This is a genomic window from Hyphomonas oceanitis SCH89, assembly GCF_000685295.1.
GTDB classification, from domain to species: Bacteria; Pseudomonadota; Alphaproteobacteria; order Caulobacterales; family Hyphomonadaceae; genus Hyphomonas; species Hyphomonas oceanitis.
In genome coordinates, this window is sequence record NZ_ARYL01000052.1 from 1 (window position 1) to 15111 (window position 15111).

The following is a 15111-nucleotide window of genomic DNA, read 5'->3' on the forward strand; positions in this document are numbered from 1 at the left end:
TCCTCATTTTGGCCCGTTTCACTTTATAAGCCTGGCCTTTATCTTCCTGGGCTTCAGCGTATTGTCGTCGGCTTGGCCAGTCCTTCATGGCGCGCTGCGCTCGGGCAAACTCGCGACGACAGGTATCTATGCACGGATGCGCCATCCGCAATATGCCGGTTTCGTGCTGATCATGTTCGGCTTTCTGGTGCAATGGCCGACCATTCTGACCCTGATCATGTTCCCGGTCCTGGTCTTCATGTATGTGCGCCTCGCGCTTCGGGAGGAACAGGACGCAGAAGCTGAATTTGGCGAGGAATACCGCGCCTATGCAGCTAATACCCCGCGCTTCTGGCCGCGCTGGCGCCGACTATCCAAGTCTAGGAGGACTTCTGGCCGTGGTCTCTAGTCGTGTCAGTGGGGCAGTGTCGCGCGTTGGCGGCACCTCACTGAATGACAGCTGACGAATTCGTATTGGGGACATTCAACGCCTTGTTCGAAAGGAAATATCGTGCACCACAGACCGTTCGGACTCGTACTCGCTGGCGGCGGCGCGCGGGGCATGGCCCACGTTGGTGTGCTCAAGGCACTCAATCATCTTGGCTATTATCCAGATGCGATCGCAGGCGTCTCTATTGGCGCACTCATTGCTGCAACCTACTCTTTAAACACGGATTGGTACCGCGATCTGGTCGCAATGGACGTGTCGGGATTTCCCGTTGTGCCTGATCTCAGAGCACCGGACATGCTGGACAGAATCAGGAACTTCGCGATTGCGGGACGCGAACTGCGCGCGCTTGCCTTTGGCTGGGGCGCCGGCGAGCATACTGTCGACTGGGGCCGCTCTGTCATCAGGGAACTGACGCTCGGCAAAGACCTCGAGTCGGGACGTGTGCGGACGCATATTACCGCTACCGACATTCTGACCGGCGAGCGGGTCGTCAAGACACGTGGCAATGCGGTCGATGCGGTCTATGCAAGTTCGGCCCTGGCCGGCATCCTGCCGCCCTTCAAAGATGGGCCTCACCTCCTGATCGATGGCGGGTACTCAGACAGTTCGCCAGTCGATCTGGTACGAGAGGCGGGCGTTGATTGCGTCATAACAATCGATCCGGGCCAACGACAGGTCGACCAGTCCCCTAAAAACGGTCTGGACGTGTTTTTCAGATCAATTGAAATGACCCATAACGCATTTTCTAGATCGCGCGACAAGGAGGCAGACCTGGTTCTCAGGCCCGATTATGGCGTATCGGTCGGGGTGCTGGACTTTGCACACAAACGCCGCTGCATCGCTGCCGGTGTCGCCGCCGTCCGACGTGCTGCGCCCCGACTGGAAACGCTTCTGACGCCAGTCTGCAAAAACCGGCAAGTCGTGAGCGCGCAATGATCGACGTGTATTGTACCACCCTGTGGGAGCAGTCGATTTCGCTTCGCGATGACAAACGAGGACCAGTTCATGAATTATACTCATAGGGCGCAGGGGTCTGGCCCGCCAGAAGCCCCGGCACGCAATTGGATAAAGATTTTGGCCGCCTATCGGCACCCCTCTCCGGTCCGCAGCCTGTTCGAATTGACCGTGACACTGGTGCCCATCTTGCTGTTATGGGGCGCCGCGGTTTGGTCGACCTCTGCCAGCTACTGGCTGACGCTCCCGATTAGCGTGATCGCATCCGGATTTCTGGTGCGATTGTTCATGATCCAGCATGATTGTTCGCATGGAGCATTTTTCAAATCGCGTCGGGCAAATGACTGGACCGGCCGTCTGATCGGCGTTCTGACGCTGACACCTTATGATCTTTGGAAGCGCTCACATCAGGTGCATCACGGCGCTCAGGGAAATCTCGATCAGCGCGGTGTCGGGGACATCCTGACTTTGACTGTCGATGAGTACAATGGCCGCACATTCGCAGGACGCCTAGCCTATCGGCTCTACCGTAACCCCTTCGTTCTCTTCGGAGCCGGTCCGATCTTCATCTTCCTGTTACACCATCGCCTGCCGGTGGGATTCCTGCGCGCCGGTTTCAAATATTGGGTGAGCGCCATGGGCACGAACATCGCTATCGCCATACTCCTGATTACGGGGATCGTTGCTGTGGGCTGGCTGCCGTTTCTGGTTACCTATCTGCTCATCACGTCAATGGCCGCGATTATCGGCGTGTGGCTGTTTTATGTGCAGCACCAGTTTGAAGACACTGTGTGGGACACGAGCGACAACTGGCAGCTTCACGAGGCCGCGCTTTATGGCAGCTCATTTTATGACCTGCCGCCGCCATTGCGCTGGATGACTGCCAATATCGGCATCCATCATGTCCATCATCTTTATAGCCGCATTCCCTTCTACCGGCTGCCTGATGTGTTGCGCGATCACCCTCGCCTCGCAGAGACCGGGCGCATGAAGCTTGGCGAGAGCTTCAAGACTACTCGATTGAAATTATGGGATACGCTCGGTCGGCGCCTTGTCACATTTGAAGCTGCGCGGGCCATGCGGAGAAACGCGGCGCCCCGATCAGTCAAGCCTTGAGGACGGCGATATGGCGAACCAAAAGGGCATCACCATTGTTGGCGCGGGCCCGGCCGGCCTGACGTGCGCAATTGTGCTCGCGCAGGCTGGAAAAAGGGTAATTGTGCGCGAGTGGCACGCCGATATCGGCCACCGGTTTCATGATGACTTTCAGGGTCTGGAGAACTGGACTGGTTCTATGGATGCCCTCGAAGAACTGGCATCAACCGGCATCACGACCGGGTTCGCCCATCACGGTATGAACGAAGGTGTCGTCTTTGACAGTCAGGCCAAACCTCATCGTGTCCACGGCGAGCGACCCTTGTTCTACCTGTTGCGACGTGGCGCTGGCGAAGGCACGCTGGATCGCGCTTTGCTCGACCAGGCAATCGGTGCGGGTGTGGAGGTTTGCTTTAATGACCGCGTGACATTGACGTCCGGCGAAATGGTTCTTGCTGGTGGACCGCGCCGCGCCGACATCATTGCGGTGGGGGAAATCTTCGATACCGACATGGAGGACGGTGCCTGGCTTGCCTTCGGGTCCGAACTGGCGCCGAAAGGATACGCCTATCTTCTGGTTCATGAGGGTCGCGGTACGGTGGCGAGCTGCATGTTCTCTGGCTTCCGCGACCAGGCGGAACACCTCGCGGCCACTTTGGCCTTTTTCGAACGTCATGCCGGATTGCGCATGCAAAACCCAAGGCCATTCGGCGGCTTTGGTAATATCCGCCTGCCACGCACGGCCCTGCAAGGCGGCTATCCGGTGATCGGTGAGCATGCGGGGTTTCAGGATGCTCTCGCCGGGTTTGGTTTGCGCTATGCCATACGATCCGGCCGGCTGGCTGCCGAAAGCCTGATCAATGGGACGAGCTATGCCGATGCCTGGCAGCAAGAGCTTCGACCGGGCCTGCGTACAGGCGTGGTCAACCGCTTCCTGTTCAATGCTGCGGGTCGGCGCGGCATGGACTTTCTGATCAGGCAGCTGGGACGCGCACAGACCCCCAGCTTGCTCGCCCGTGCGTACGGCCCGTCACTTCCAAAGCGACTATTGTTCCCGATGGCGCGCCATCGTTTTAGGGGACAGATGAACGATCCGAGCTGCAATCATCAAAATTGCGATTGTGTCTGGTGTCAACACGGCGAACAAGGGACCATCAGTATGGCGACGCAATGGTGATGCGGACGCCGCCTTCGAGTTGCCTTTCGATCGCGTCATGCATTGTGATCAAGAATACGGAGGGAAGCGTCCGGCTCTCACCGAGGGAAAACGCAAGACTCAGCTCGCAGGACAAACGCCCCACTTTTTTAAACCAAAAGACGAAGACGGGATGAAAATTGCGCTATGAATCAACCCGTCAGGATCAGGCATGACATAAATTCGGCCGGCCTATCACCCCTGGCAGATGGGCCGTGTCAACGGCGCCTGTACGGCGAAAGCCTATTCTAAGTTGCCTTCGACATATCAGCCATAAAGTTGCAACCCTGCATCAGCTCAATTCTCGACCAGCATGCCTGCATTTTGTTCTGAGCGCGAGAAAGATGACCAATAGTTTAAGAACAGGGTTGACCCGACGAACCGGCTGTCTAGACAGGTACATACTTAAGCTACGCTACAATCCAAATCTAGACAATCAGACATGGCGGGAGTCGGACTATGAAATCTCTTAAGAACAGTATCCTGATGAGTGCAGCGCTTGTTCCTCTAGCGCTGTGTTTGACCTCATTGCCGGCGGCGTCCCAGGAGGCGCCCGCAGATGAGGCGGCCAAAGTCGAAGATACGATCACCGTTACCGGTAGCCGGATCAAGCGCAAGGACCTCACAAGCGTTGGCCCTGTAACTGTCCTTGACAGCGTACAGATCGAACAGACCGGGATAACAAATCTCGAAACGCTTCTCCAGCGCCTCCCATCGTCGGCTGGATTCGGCGGGAATTCGAGTAGTGCCTATTGGGTATCCAATGGTTGGGGTACGCCGCAAATCAACTTGCGCGGTCTGGGTGTCAACAGAACCCTGGTCCTTCTGAACGGCCGCCGGATTGTCTATGGTGGCACCGGCGCGAATAGCGCCGTCGATCTGTCCATGATCCCGATGTCTCTGGTGTCGCGCGTTGAAGTCCTCAAAGATGGTGCGTCTGCCACCTATGGCGCCGATGCGGTTGCTGGCGTGATCAACCTGATAACCAAAGAAGGCTATGACGGGTTCGAAGCATCTGCCAAATATGGCATGACGGATGAAGGTGACGGCGAGGAATTACTGCTGGATTTGAGCTGGGGCGCGACGAGCTCCAAGGGCGACGTCATGTTCAATGTCAGCTATCAGGATACGGGGGCCGCGCCGCTTTCGGATGAGAGCCGCGCCCCTTGCCCCGGGACGCCGGGCCCGGACGGATTTGTCTGTGATGGCCTGAGCTCTTCCACAATCGGCGGACGTGGCACATTGCCTGCAGGCTATGTCATGCCTGATGGATCGGTCCTGACGGGCCCTACACGGGTGAATTTCAATCAAATGCCCGGCGGTGACGGAGATTCCTTCCAGATTTACGACGGCAATCGCGACGGCTTCAACTACAACCCATATTTCAACGCATCCAACCCGCTTGAGCGCCTCAGTTTTGCGACCTTCGGCACATATCACCTGACTGATAGTACCGACCTTTTTGCCGAACTCCTGTATACAAAACGCTGGTCCTCGCAGCCGGCGTCTCCGGCCACGCTTGTCGATATTGGGTTTGATGCATCGCATCCAACCAACCCGACAGGCGTCGACTTCGTCCTGGAGCGTCGCAGGCTGCTTGAAAATGGCGCACGCGTATTCGAACAGGAAACGGATACATTCCGGATCGTAACCGGACTAAAGGGAAACCTCGGTGACGTGTGGAGCTACGAAGCATCCCTGAACTGGGGCCGCAACACTGGCTCTGATTCGATACTGAATAACATCAATACTGGACGCCTGGCACAAACGCTGGATCCGGCCACGTGTGGCACGGGTGGCGTCCCGTGTGCCGATCTATTTGGATACGGCGATGTCACGCAGGACGTCCTCGACTATATCGTGTTCACGGAGACGGGACTTGGCGGCAATGAACAGAAGGCAATCAGCGCCAGCATGAGCGGCGAAGTGTTCCAGCTTCCTGCGGGCATGCTCGGCGTCGCCTTCGGAGCCGAGTGGCGCGAAGACAAGGGATGGCGCAATCCGGACTCCCTGTCGGTCGCAGGACTCGCTCTTGGAAACCAGCAGGATCCGATCTCCGGATCGACGAAGGCGAAAGAGGTCTTTGCCGAAGTCAGTGTACCACTTATAAAGGATATTCCTCTCGTCCAGTCGCTCTCTCTGGATGGGGCAATCCGCTATTCCGACTACGATCTCTTTGGCAGCGATACCAATTACAAGGCCGGACTGAACTGGCGCATAAACGATGCTGTTAAGCTCCGGGGAACCTTTGCAACCGCGTTTCGTATTCCGAATATTCCGGAACTGTTTGGCGGCGTGTCAGAGGGCAATCTGACAACGGTTGACCCATGCTCTGGATGGGCGGCCCTTTCGCCGACAAGCAATATCTACCTGAACTGCCAGGCGGCCGGCGTGCCGACCAATTATATCCAGCTTGGCAATACAGTCCTGACAGATGCGGGTGGCAATCCGAACCTTGAGCCGGAATCCTCGGAATCATTCACCATCGGCACGGTACTTCAACCCATCGAGGGACTGTCTGTTACGCTCGACTACTTTGACATAAAGATTGACAATGCCATACGGACGACCCCGGGATCGACCAAACTGTCGCTCTGCTACGAATCGTCAAACCTGTCCCATCAGTTCTGTGCTCCCGAGCATCATACCCGCAACCCGTTGAATGGTGATGTCAACTATCTGTCGACGCAGAATGCGAACACCGGCAGCGAGACAATGAAAGGACTTGATATCGGCGTGGTGTATGGCTTTGAAAAATTCGGCCTCGACCATTCGATCGACTTCAACGCGACGTATCTGTCCGAGTATGAAACCGTCGCTTTTGAGGGCGATGATCCCACGATGATCGCCGGCTATATCGGCGGAGGAAATGGCGGTTACCCGGAGTGGCGCGCAATAAGCTCCTGGACGACAACATCGAGCAAGTGGTCGGGAACCTATTCTGTCCAGATGATTGGCGAAGGTGACGATTTCTATGCGACATCAGGACCGGGTTCTCACATTCCGGCGCAATTCTATCACAATGCGCAGTTTTCCTACGATGTAACTGAAGCCTTCCGGGTAACCGCCGGAGTGGACAACATCTTTCAGAATGATCCACCTTTCGTCGCCAGCTGGACAGATGGAAACACGGACACGATGACCTATGACCTTCTTGGCCGCCGCGGTTACATAAGGCTGAGCTACAGGAAGTAGGCCGAAGGCATATCCTGCGGACAGGCCTCTCGCCTGTCCGCAGCGACGCTCCCTGGAATCGAACTTTTTCGGTTTTCAATCCTCCGGACGAACGGGGAGGACGAGACCAGAAACGAAGACACGCAGACGCGCCAGGCCACCGCGTTCGGGGGCGGATCTGCCTCGCCGGCCAATGATAAGAACGTAGTCCAAGCATCACCTTCGTCCGAAACGGACCAATTCAGCTGGGAGATATTTATGTATACGAAGCATCTGCTTTTGACACTATCCGTGTTGGCGCTGGCGGCCTGCGCAACCCATCCTGAGCGCGGTGACGACCATGGTCATTCGCATGGGTCCGAGGTGATGCCTGATGCCGACGGGCATTCTGGCTCGAAAGTGCAGGACCCGCGGATTGTCGATGCCACACATGTCGCGCCGGCCTATATCCAACTGGCCAATAATGTCGAGATCATCGAGGACGTTGCCGAGGCGATGCAGAACGCCAGCAGCACGTTCACCCATGAAGGTTTTTTTGGGCCACTGCTCTTCGGAGAAGAATTGCGCGCATATACCTTGCGGCTTGAACCCGGAATGTTCCTTTCCGAGCATCCGCACCCCACTGAGAGCATTGTCTATACGATGGCAGGGCGATGGGTCCTCAGCAGCGAAGGTAAGCGCAAGGTCATGCAGGCCGGCTCGATTTTTCACTTCGGTTCCAACATGCCGACAGGATGGGAAGCCGCGTTTCCGGAGGGAGCAGAGATACTGATTTTCAAGAAGAAGCGGGAAGGTGAAAATTATCGGTCCTTTACCGATGGCATGCACGCGCTGGCGGAGGATCTGGACAAACAGTACAATGAAGGTGAGACATTCTATTATCACCAGCTCGACGCCGATCACCCGGCCATCGCATTTGCCAAGCAGCACAATCCCGAATTCGATCAACTGGTTGAAGCATCCAGGACAGTCTCTGTCGAATGACAGGGCTGCTCTTGATACGCGCAATTCGTGACTTTGACTAGGAAGTCCCCATGATCAATAAATTGATATGTGCTGTGTTGCTGATGGTGGTTTCGTCGGGATGTACGTCACCATCTGTGTCCCCACCTCCAGCGGACGCAGTAGCAGAATCCCGGACGATCATCTGGACAGTTATCAAGGAGGCCGAGGTCAACGCTTTGAACGCTGACTTGCAGGCCGGGAAGCCGACAGTGGATGTCGGACTATACTACCCGTCCAATCTTCATGAGGATGCGAGAGCCATATTGCCCCTGGAAGGGCTCCTGGAGGAATTCGCGAACGCGAAGCGGGTCTTCGCGCCGACGGGTGTCCAACTCAATCTCCTGTGGGTAAAGACCGGCGCAGTGGATCCAGGCTTTCTTGCTATCAACTCGGCGAGCGATCGTTCGCAAATGCCTTCAGGCGGCTATGGCAACATGCATGTCCAGCGCAGCCAAACTCCCTCGGAATTGTCAGACGGTGCGCTTGCGGCCTTCGAAGGCATTATCGAACCAGCCGACAACAATAGCAGGACGGTTTACCTCCTTGCATTGCAGAACGTTTACATGACCTTTTTCGAGAATCTGGATGATACCGGACGCAATTGGGCGCCCAAGGTTGTCAATACGTCCGGACTTTCATTTCCGTCCTACATGTACGGGGACACCATCCCGGATCGCATCCGTGGAGTCATAACGCTCACAAAACATGACTCAAAGAACAAGCTTACGATCGCCCATGAGCTTGGACACAAGCTGATCAATGTAAGCCATGAATACAAGGCGATTGGTCCGCAGCACGAGATACGTTCCGATGAAGGCTTGATGCTTTACGGTTCTGGATCCCAGATCCCGTCGGGAAAGGAGGGACGCTGGCATCAGGAACGTCTGTTGCTTTCCCCTTATCTCTATCGCCTCGACAAGACCGGCAAGCAGATATGGAATGCCGATTATGAAGCGGGAGGATTTTACTACGACCCGCTTTACGGAGACTACACGATTGCCTTCGAATGATAATTTGTGAGGCGCTCGTGGACCTGCTTCCTGGCTCTGCGGCCTTCGGCCATGAGAGCCACCATTACAGAGAGTGACAGATGACCAGAATGATCGCGTTCAGAGTTCGGCAGTGGCATAAATGGGTGTCCTTGATTATTGGCGCGCAGGCAATGATCTGGTTAGCAAGCGGCCTCTATATGGTCGTCATGAACCTCGACTTCATACATGGCGACCATCTGGTTCGGAACATGTCAGACACAATTTCCAGTGGCTATGAGCCCAGAATTACATTTTCGGATGTCCTTGCTGGGCATCCGGACGCCAATGAGATCGTTTTGACGAATTGGATTGGGAAACCCTTCTACAGGATATATTCGCCTGCGGGCGCGCATCTCGTCAACGCAGAGACCGGGAACGAACAGTCCCCGCTCGGGGAAGCTGATGCAATCAGCGTGGCGCGCTATCATTATGCGCGATCTGGCGATGTCAGCGCTGCCACACTGCTGGAAAATGACGCCGAAGCTCCGAGTGAGATTCAATCCCGGAAACTGCCTTTGTGGAAAATCGATTTTTCCGACGCCGGTTCGACGTCCTTTTATATCTCTCCTGACGACGGATCCCTGATCACGCGGCGGCACACCTATTGGCGTGTATTCGATTTTGCCTGGATGTTGCACATCATGGACTACAAGGAACGCGCTGACGTGAACAACAATCTCTTGCGTATCGCGGCAGGACTTGGCCTGTCCCTGTCAATTCTGGGATTGTGGTTGCTCTGGTTCAGCTTCAAGCGTCGTCAGGGAGACCGATAGATGATGGGGATCGTTCGACAGGCGCACAAGTGGATTGGTCTCGTTCTGGGCTTCCAGCTCGCTCTCTGGATGCTCAGCGGGCTTGGTATGGCAATTCTGCCCCATGACAAGGTCTCCGGCGAGCACCGCAAGGCAGAACATGCGGAAACAGCCTCGCTGGAATCAACAAGGGATGAGGTCAGGCTCCCACCGGCAGTCGATGACCGTTCTATCCGCCAGATTCGGCTCCGGACTTTCAATGGGCGGCCTGTTTACGAGACCGTTGCAACGGACGGCACGTCGCTGTTGGATGCTGAGACGGGACTGCCCATCATCATAGACGAAACGCTTGCAATCGAAATTGCGCGCAACGATTATTCCGGACCGGGACAAATTTCGAAAGCCATACATGTAGCAACTCCCACGCTGGCAATCCGCACTCATGCCGGCCCTGCCTGGCGGATCAACTTCAATGATCCTGAGCGTACAAGCATCTATGTTTCGACCGCCACCGGGCAGGTCATGGAAAGACGCAACCATTATTGGCGAATATTCGATACTTTGTGGATGCTCCATATCATGGACTACCAGAACCGGTCCAATTTCAATAACCCGCTTGTCGTGATCTCGGCGCTTGTCGTGTTCTGGTTGGGATTGAGCGGAATAGTCCTTTGGTGGGACAGTTTCCGGCGCCACGACTTCAATCTGGTTGCAAAATGGCGCAACCGCAAGAAACGTCTCACTCTGTCGCTTACCGACAGTGAAGGCGGAGCGGTCAGGGCGTTCGATGCAAAGCCGCAGCAATCCTTGTATGCCGCTATGGAAGAACAAGGCTATCCCCTCCCCTCCTCATGCGGAGGCGGCGGCACGTGCGGCCTTTGCAGGGTGAGGATCAGTCCTGAAACGCCCATCACGCCTGCTGATCGCAGACAGATCCCGGAATCGGAGCTTGATTCGGGATACCGTCTGGCTTGCCAGCACCGGGTCGACACAGCCCTTTCTGTCATACTTCCTCACGGTCTGCTCGACGCGAAAACATTTACTGGAACGATTGTGTCTTCTGAGTTTATCGCACCTGACATGTACGAACTTCGAATTGCGCTTCCGGAGCCTCTCGCATTCAGGGCGGGGAGCTATGTTCAAGTAGAAATTCCGCCTTTCAGATCGCATCTGGACCAATTGGACCTGCCTGAAACCGTCAGGGGTCAGTGGCAGGCGTCGGGGACGGCAAAAGCGTTCGGAACAGATACACCACTCCACCGAACATATTCGCTTGCCAACTCTCCCGGCGAACTCGGCAGCGATATTTTGTTGAACATCCGTCTCGCGCTTGCGAAGCCCGATACGTCGGGCGTTCCTGTCGGTATTGGTTCTGCCTACCTGTCCACGCTTGGCCAGGGCGATACAGTCCGGTTAAGAGGGCCGTTTGGAGACTTTCATGTTTACGACGATGGCGCTGAGATCGTGTTTATCGGGGGCGGCGCCGGCATCGCGCCCATGCGATCCATGATCCATGACCAATTGGTATCGCGAAGCAGGACGTCGAAAGTGTCGTTCTGGTATGGCGCCAGGACACAAGAGGATATTGTGTACAAGGAAGAATTCGAGCACATCGTAGACAATTGCCCGAATTTTTCCTGGCATGTCGCGCTTTCGCACTTGAACGAAACCGATGCCTGGACCGGAAAGCGCGGGTGGATTCACGAAATTGTGCGTGACCAGTATCTCGCATCCCATCCCGATATCGCTCAGTGCCGCTTCTATGTGTGCGGTCCACCACCGATGCTTGAAGCGGTCCTGATGCTGCTGAATTCGCTTGGCGTTTCTGAAGAAAGGATTGCATTCGACGACTTTGGCAATTGACATGACAGATCGGTGGAGCTGCTGAAGTTGTCTTGAAATTGCCCCACCATGCGAGATATCGACATTTCAGCTTTGATCCGTTCGCCCGGAAAGGAACAAAATTCGGTGCGCCGCGACTCAATCTCCCGATAAATGGACCAGACGTTCCTTCTGCCCAATTCAATCCGACATAGCATTTTGTCATGATGGCCATATATCTTTCGAAGCGATTCAACGGTTCAAGACTTTCATTGAGGATAGATCACACGTGCCAGCCCCTCTTTACGAACAAATCAAGCGTCATATTACGGGCCTCATCGAAACAGGTGAGTTGAAGCCGAATGATCGCGTTCCGTCGGAAACGGATTTGGCTGCCGAATTCAAGGTGGCCCGAATGACCGTCCACCGCGCTATCAAGGAGCTGAAGGATTCCGGCTTAGTATTGCGGATAGCGGGGGTCGGAACATTTGTCGCCGAGGCGCAGTCACACGGCCAGCTTATCACTGTCAATAATATCGCAGACGAAATACGCGGTCGGAATAGTTCGTATTCTGCAATCATGGTTCAAAATTCGCTCGAGCACGCATCTCGCATCGTTGCACAGCAGCTCGAAATCGAACCGGGTTCGGAAGTATTCCATTCGATCGTCATACATGAGGAGAATGGCCTGCCCCTTCAGCTTGAGGAGCGATTTGTCCCCCAGGCCATATTGCCTGGCTACGGAGAACTGGATTTCAGCAAGGGGACACCGAACGAGTATCTGATGAAGCACGCGCCGCTTCAGAAATTTGAACACAGGGTCAAATCCATCATTCCTGATGCAGAATCGCGCAAGCTTCTGAAGATCAACAAGACCGAGCCCTGTCTTTTGCTGCTTCGCCGAACCTGGAGCTGCCGCAGGATCGTTTCGTTCGCCCGAATGATTTATCCGGGATCTCGATATGAGTTCCTCGATCGTCTGGCGACGTCCTGACAGGCCGGACGCTGCAACCCTATCATTCCGATCGTTTCTCAGGCCATCGGCCGACCGGATGATGCCGCCGTGGGCCTGGATCACAGGCAGTTCCTGAACAGCCATTGCCGAGCGTCTTCACAATATGGCCGGAAGATTCAGACCGTGTTCACGAGCACAATCAATGGCAGTTTCATATCCGGCATCAGCGTGGCGCATCACACCGCTCGCCGGGTCATTCCAAAGGACGCGAGCGATCCGGCGGTCTGCGTCCGCTGTTCCGTCGCAACAGATCACCATGCCGGAATGCTGAGAAAATCCCATACCCACACCGCCGCCATGATGGATTGAAACCCAGGTTGCCCCCGACGCGGTATTGAGCAAAGCATTGAGGAGTGGCCAATCTGATACGGCATCAGAGCCGTCCTTCATGGATTCCGTCTCCCGATTGGGGGATGCAACCGAGCCGGAATCGAGATGGTCGCGCCCGATAACAATAGGTGCGGACAATTCGCCCGTCCTCACCATCTCGTTGAAAGCCAGGCCGAGCTTGTGGCGCACACCAAGGCCGACCCAGCAGATACGTGCGGGCAGTCCCTGGAAGGCAATGCGCTCGCGCGCCATGTCCAGCCACTTGTGAAGGTGCGGATCGTCGACCAGTTCGCGGACTTTCGCATCGGTCTTGTAGATGTCTTCAGGATCTCCCGACAGCGCACACCAGCGGAACGGACCGATGCCGCGACAAAATAATGGGCGGATATAGGCTGGCACGAATCCGGGAAAAGCGAAGGCATCTTCAAGTCCTTCTTCCTTGGCGACCTGCCTGATATTGTTGCCATAATCGAGGGTCGGCACGCCTGCGTTCCAGAAATCCACCATGGCCTTGACGTGCACTTTCATGCTGGCACGCGCCGCCAGCTCCACTGCCTTTGGTTCGGATTCCTGCTTCTCGCGCCATTCGGCCAGACTCCAGCCTTGCGGCAGGTAGCCATGCAACGGATCATGCGCGCTGGTCTGGTCGGTTACGATATCCGGGCGGACACCGCGCCTGTAAATATCGGGAAAAACATCAGCCGCATTGCCGATAAGCGCAACCGATTTCGCTTCACCTGCCGCGGTCCAGTCTGCAATAATTTCCAGCGCCTCGTCGAGGGAATCCGTTTTGGCATCGACATAGCCCGTGCGTATCCGAAAATCGACACGGGTCTCATCGCACTCCACAGCCAGGCAGCAGGCCCCCGCCATCACGGCCGCGAGCGGCTGCGCTGCTCCCATGCCGCCGAGGCCGCCCGTCAATATCCAACGTCCCGAGAGATTTCCCTTATAGTGCTGGCGCCCGGCCTCAACGAAGGTTTCGTACGTTCCCTGAATGATCCCCTGGGAGCCGATATAAATCCACGACCCTGCGGTCATCTGGCCGTACATGGCCAGACCTTTGCGATCCAGCTCATTGAAATGGTCCCATGTTGCCCAATGGGGCACAAGATTGGAATTTGCGATCAGGACACGGGGCGCATCGGCATGTGTGCGAAACACGCCGACCGGCTTGCCGGACTGGACAAGCAGCGTTTCATCCAGCTCCAGATCCTTGAGACTTGCAACAATCTTGTCGAAATCGGCCCATGTCCGTGCCGCACGGCCAATGCCACCATAGACAACCAGTTCATGCGGATTCTCGGCCACGTCCGGATGCAGGTTATTCATCAGCATACGCATCGGCGCTTCGGTGAGCCAGCTCTTCGCGGTAATCTCTGAACCCGTCGCGGGATAGATGTCTCTGAGGTTGTGTCGGTTGTTTATCATTACCTGCTTTCCAGTTTGATCGTCATGAATTCTATTGCCCGGAGAACCGCGCCGATATGCTCACGCAAATTGTCGGCCTTTCGGGCATCATATTGGAAGGGAGCCGTCTCGCTTTCGAGATAAGTCGATTGCGCCAACTCCATCTGAATCGCGTGCACGCCTTGCGCAGGCCGCCCATAATGACGCGTCGTCCAGCCGCCGCGAAAGCGGCCATCGCGCACCATTGTATAGCCCGGCGCCCGACGACAGACATCCTCCACGCCATCGGCGAGACGCGGATCGCACGCCCGGCCGGAATTCGTCCCGATATTGAAATCCGGAAGGCGACCCTCGAACAGAAACGGCACTCTGGAACGAATTGAGTGACAATCGTAGAGCACGGCCACGCCATGCATCCCCAGGACACGCTCGAGTTCGCCTGCCAGCGCAGCGTGATACGGCGCGTGCCAACGCACCCGGCGCGCTTCGATCTCCTCGGTGCCGGGCGCGTTCGTCCAGATGGGCTCGCCATCGAAGCTTGTCACAGGCACCAGGCCCGTCGTGTTCTGACCAGGATAAAGGCTCGCGCCGGACGGATCGCGGTTCGCATCAATCACGTAGCGATGAAAGTTTGCCCGTACAGATGTGGCTCCTGGCAGGATATCCGAATAAAGCCGGCCCACGTGCCAGTCTGTGTCGGCGAGCGACTGGCCGATCGGCGTGAGCCGCGCGAACACATCCGGCGGAATAAATGTACCGCTATGGGGAATTCCAAGGACGATCGGTCCCTGCCCCCGTTTGACATCAACGGGGTTCACAGTGTCACCGCATCGACACTGTCTGGCAGTCCTGCGGCCCGGGAAAGTACGGCGCCCTTTACCAGGGCACATGCGCGCTCA

12 protein-coding genes are annotated in these 15111 nt (G+C 56.2%); 10 read left to right on the top strand and 2 right to left on the bottom strand.

Annotated elements, in window-relative coordinates; genetic code table 11:
• The 10 genes from HOC_RS18910 to hutC all read left to right on the top strand — a co-directional run.
• On the top strand, positions 1–388 hold a 388-nt coding region (locus tag HOC_RS18910; RefSeq protein ID WP_035541447.1), incomplete at its 5' end, for a methyltransferase family protein.
• A gap of 102 nt (positions 389–490) precedes the next feature.
• On the top strand, positions 491–1366 hold the full coding sequence (locus HOC_RS18915) for a patatin-like phospholipase family protein (RefSeq protein ID WP_156950548.1): 876 nt from the start codon (positions 491–493) through the stop codon (positions 1364–1366).
• Between the two features lie 69 nt (positions 1367–1435).
• On the top strand, positions 1436–2500 hold the full coding sequence (locus HOC_RS18920; protein ID WP_051625113.1) for a fatty acid desaturase: 1065 nt from the start codon (positions 1436–1438) through the stop codon (positions 2498–2500).
• Between the two features lie 10 nt (positions 2501–2510).
• Positions 2511–3656: an NAD(P)/FAD-dependent oxidoreductase gene (locus tag HOC_RS18925; protein ID WP_035541454.1), complete on the top strand. Its 1146-nt coding sequence runs from the start codon at positions 2511–2513 to the stop codon at positions 3654–3656.
• Between the two features lie 477 nt (positions 3657–4133).
• On the top strand, positions 4134–6869 hold the full coding sequence (locus HOC_RS18930; protein WP_035541456.1) for a TonB-dependent receptor plug domain-containing protein: 2736 nt from the start codon (positions 4134–4136) through the stop codon (positions 6867–6869).
• 345 nt (positions 6870–7214) lie between these two features.
• Positions 7215–7832, top strand: coding sequence for a cupin domain-containing protein (locus HOC_RS18935; protein ID WP_156950550.1), 618 nt, complete (start codon positions 7215–7217; stop codon positions 7830–7832).
• A gap of 50 nt (positions 7833–7882) precedes the next feature.
• Positions 7883–8863, top strand: a complete 981-nt coding sequence (locus HOC_RS18940; RefSeq protein WP_156950551.1) for a hypothetical protein — start codon at positions 7883–7885, stop codon at positions 8861–8863.
• Positions 8864–9015: 152 nt separating this feature from the next.
• Entirely contained in the window at positions 9016–9657 is a 642-nt protein-coding gene (locus HOC_RS18945) for a hypothetical protein (protein ID WP_156950552.1), read from the top strand.
• Positions 9658–9660: 3 nt separating this feature from the next.
• Positions 9661–11499, top strand: coding sequence for an NADH:ubiquinone reductase (Na(+)-transporting) subunit F (gene nqrF, locus HOC_RS21565; RefSeq protein ID WP_277813064.1), 1839 nt, complete (start codon positions 9661–9663; stop codon positions 11497–11499).
• 247 nt (positions 11500–11746) lie between these two features.
• Complete coding sequence (hutC, locus tag HOC_RS18955; RefSeq protein ID WP_051625112.1) at positions 11747–12451, top strand: histidine utilization repressor; 705 nt, start codon at positions 11747–11749, stop codon at positions 12449–12451.
• A gap of 117 nt (positions 12452–12568) precedes the next feature.
• Here hutC and hutU read toward each other — a convergent pair whose 3' ends face one another.
• Both hutU and hutG read right to left on the bottom strand, forming a co-directional pair.
• Positions 12569–14233 (bottom strand): urocanate hydratase, encoded by a 1665-nt coding sequence (hutU, locus tag HOC_RS18960; RefSeq protein ID WP_035541469.1) that lies wholly within the window; start codon positions 14231–14233, stop codon positions 12569–12571.
• Positions 14233–15030 carry an N-formylglutamate deformylase gene (gene hutG, locus HOC_RS18965; protein ID WP_035541472.1) on the bottom strand — a complete coding sequence of 266 codons (798 nt, stop codon included), beginning with the start codon at positions 15028–15030 and terminating at the stop codon, positions 14233–14235. The genes hutU and hutG overlap by 1 nt, the downstream gene beginning before the upstream one ends.
• Positions 15031–15111 lie beyond the last annotated feature (81 nt).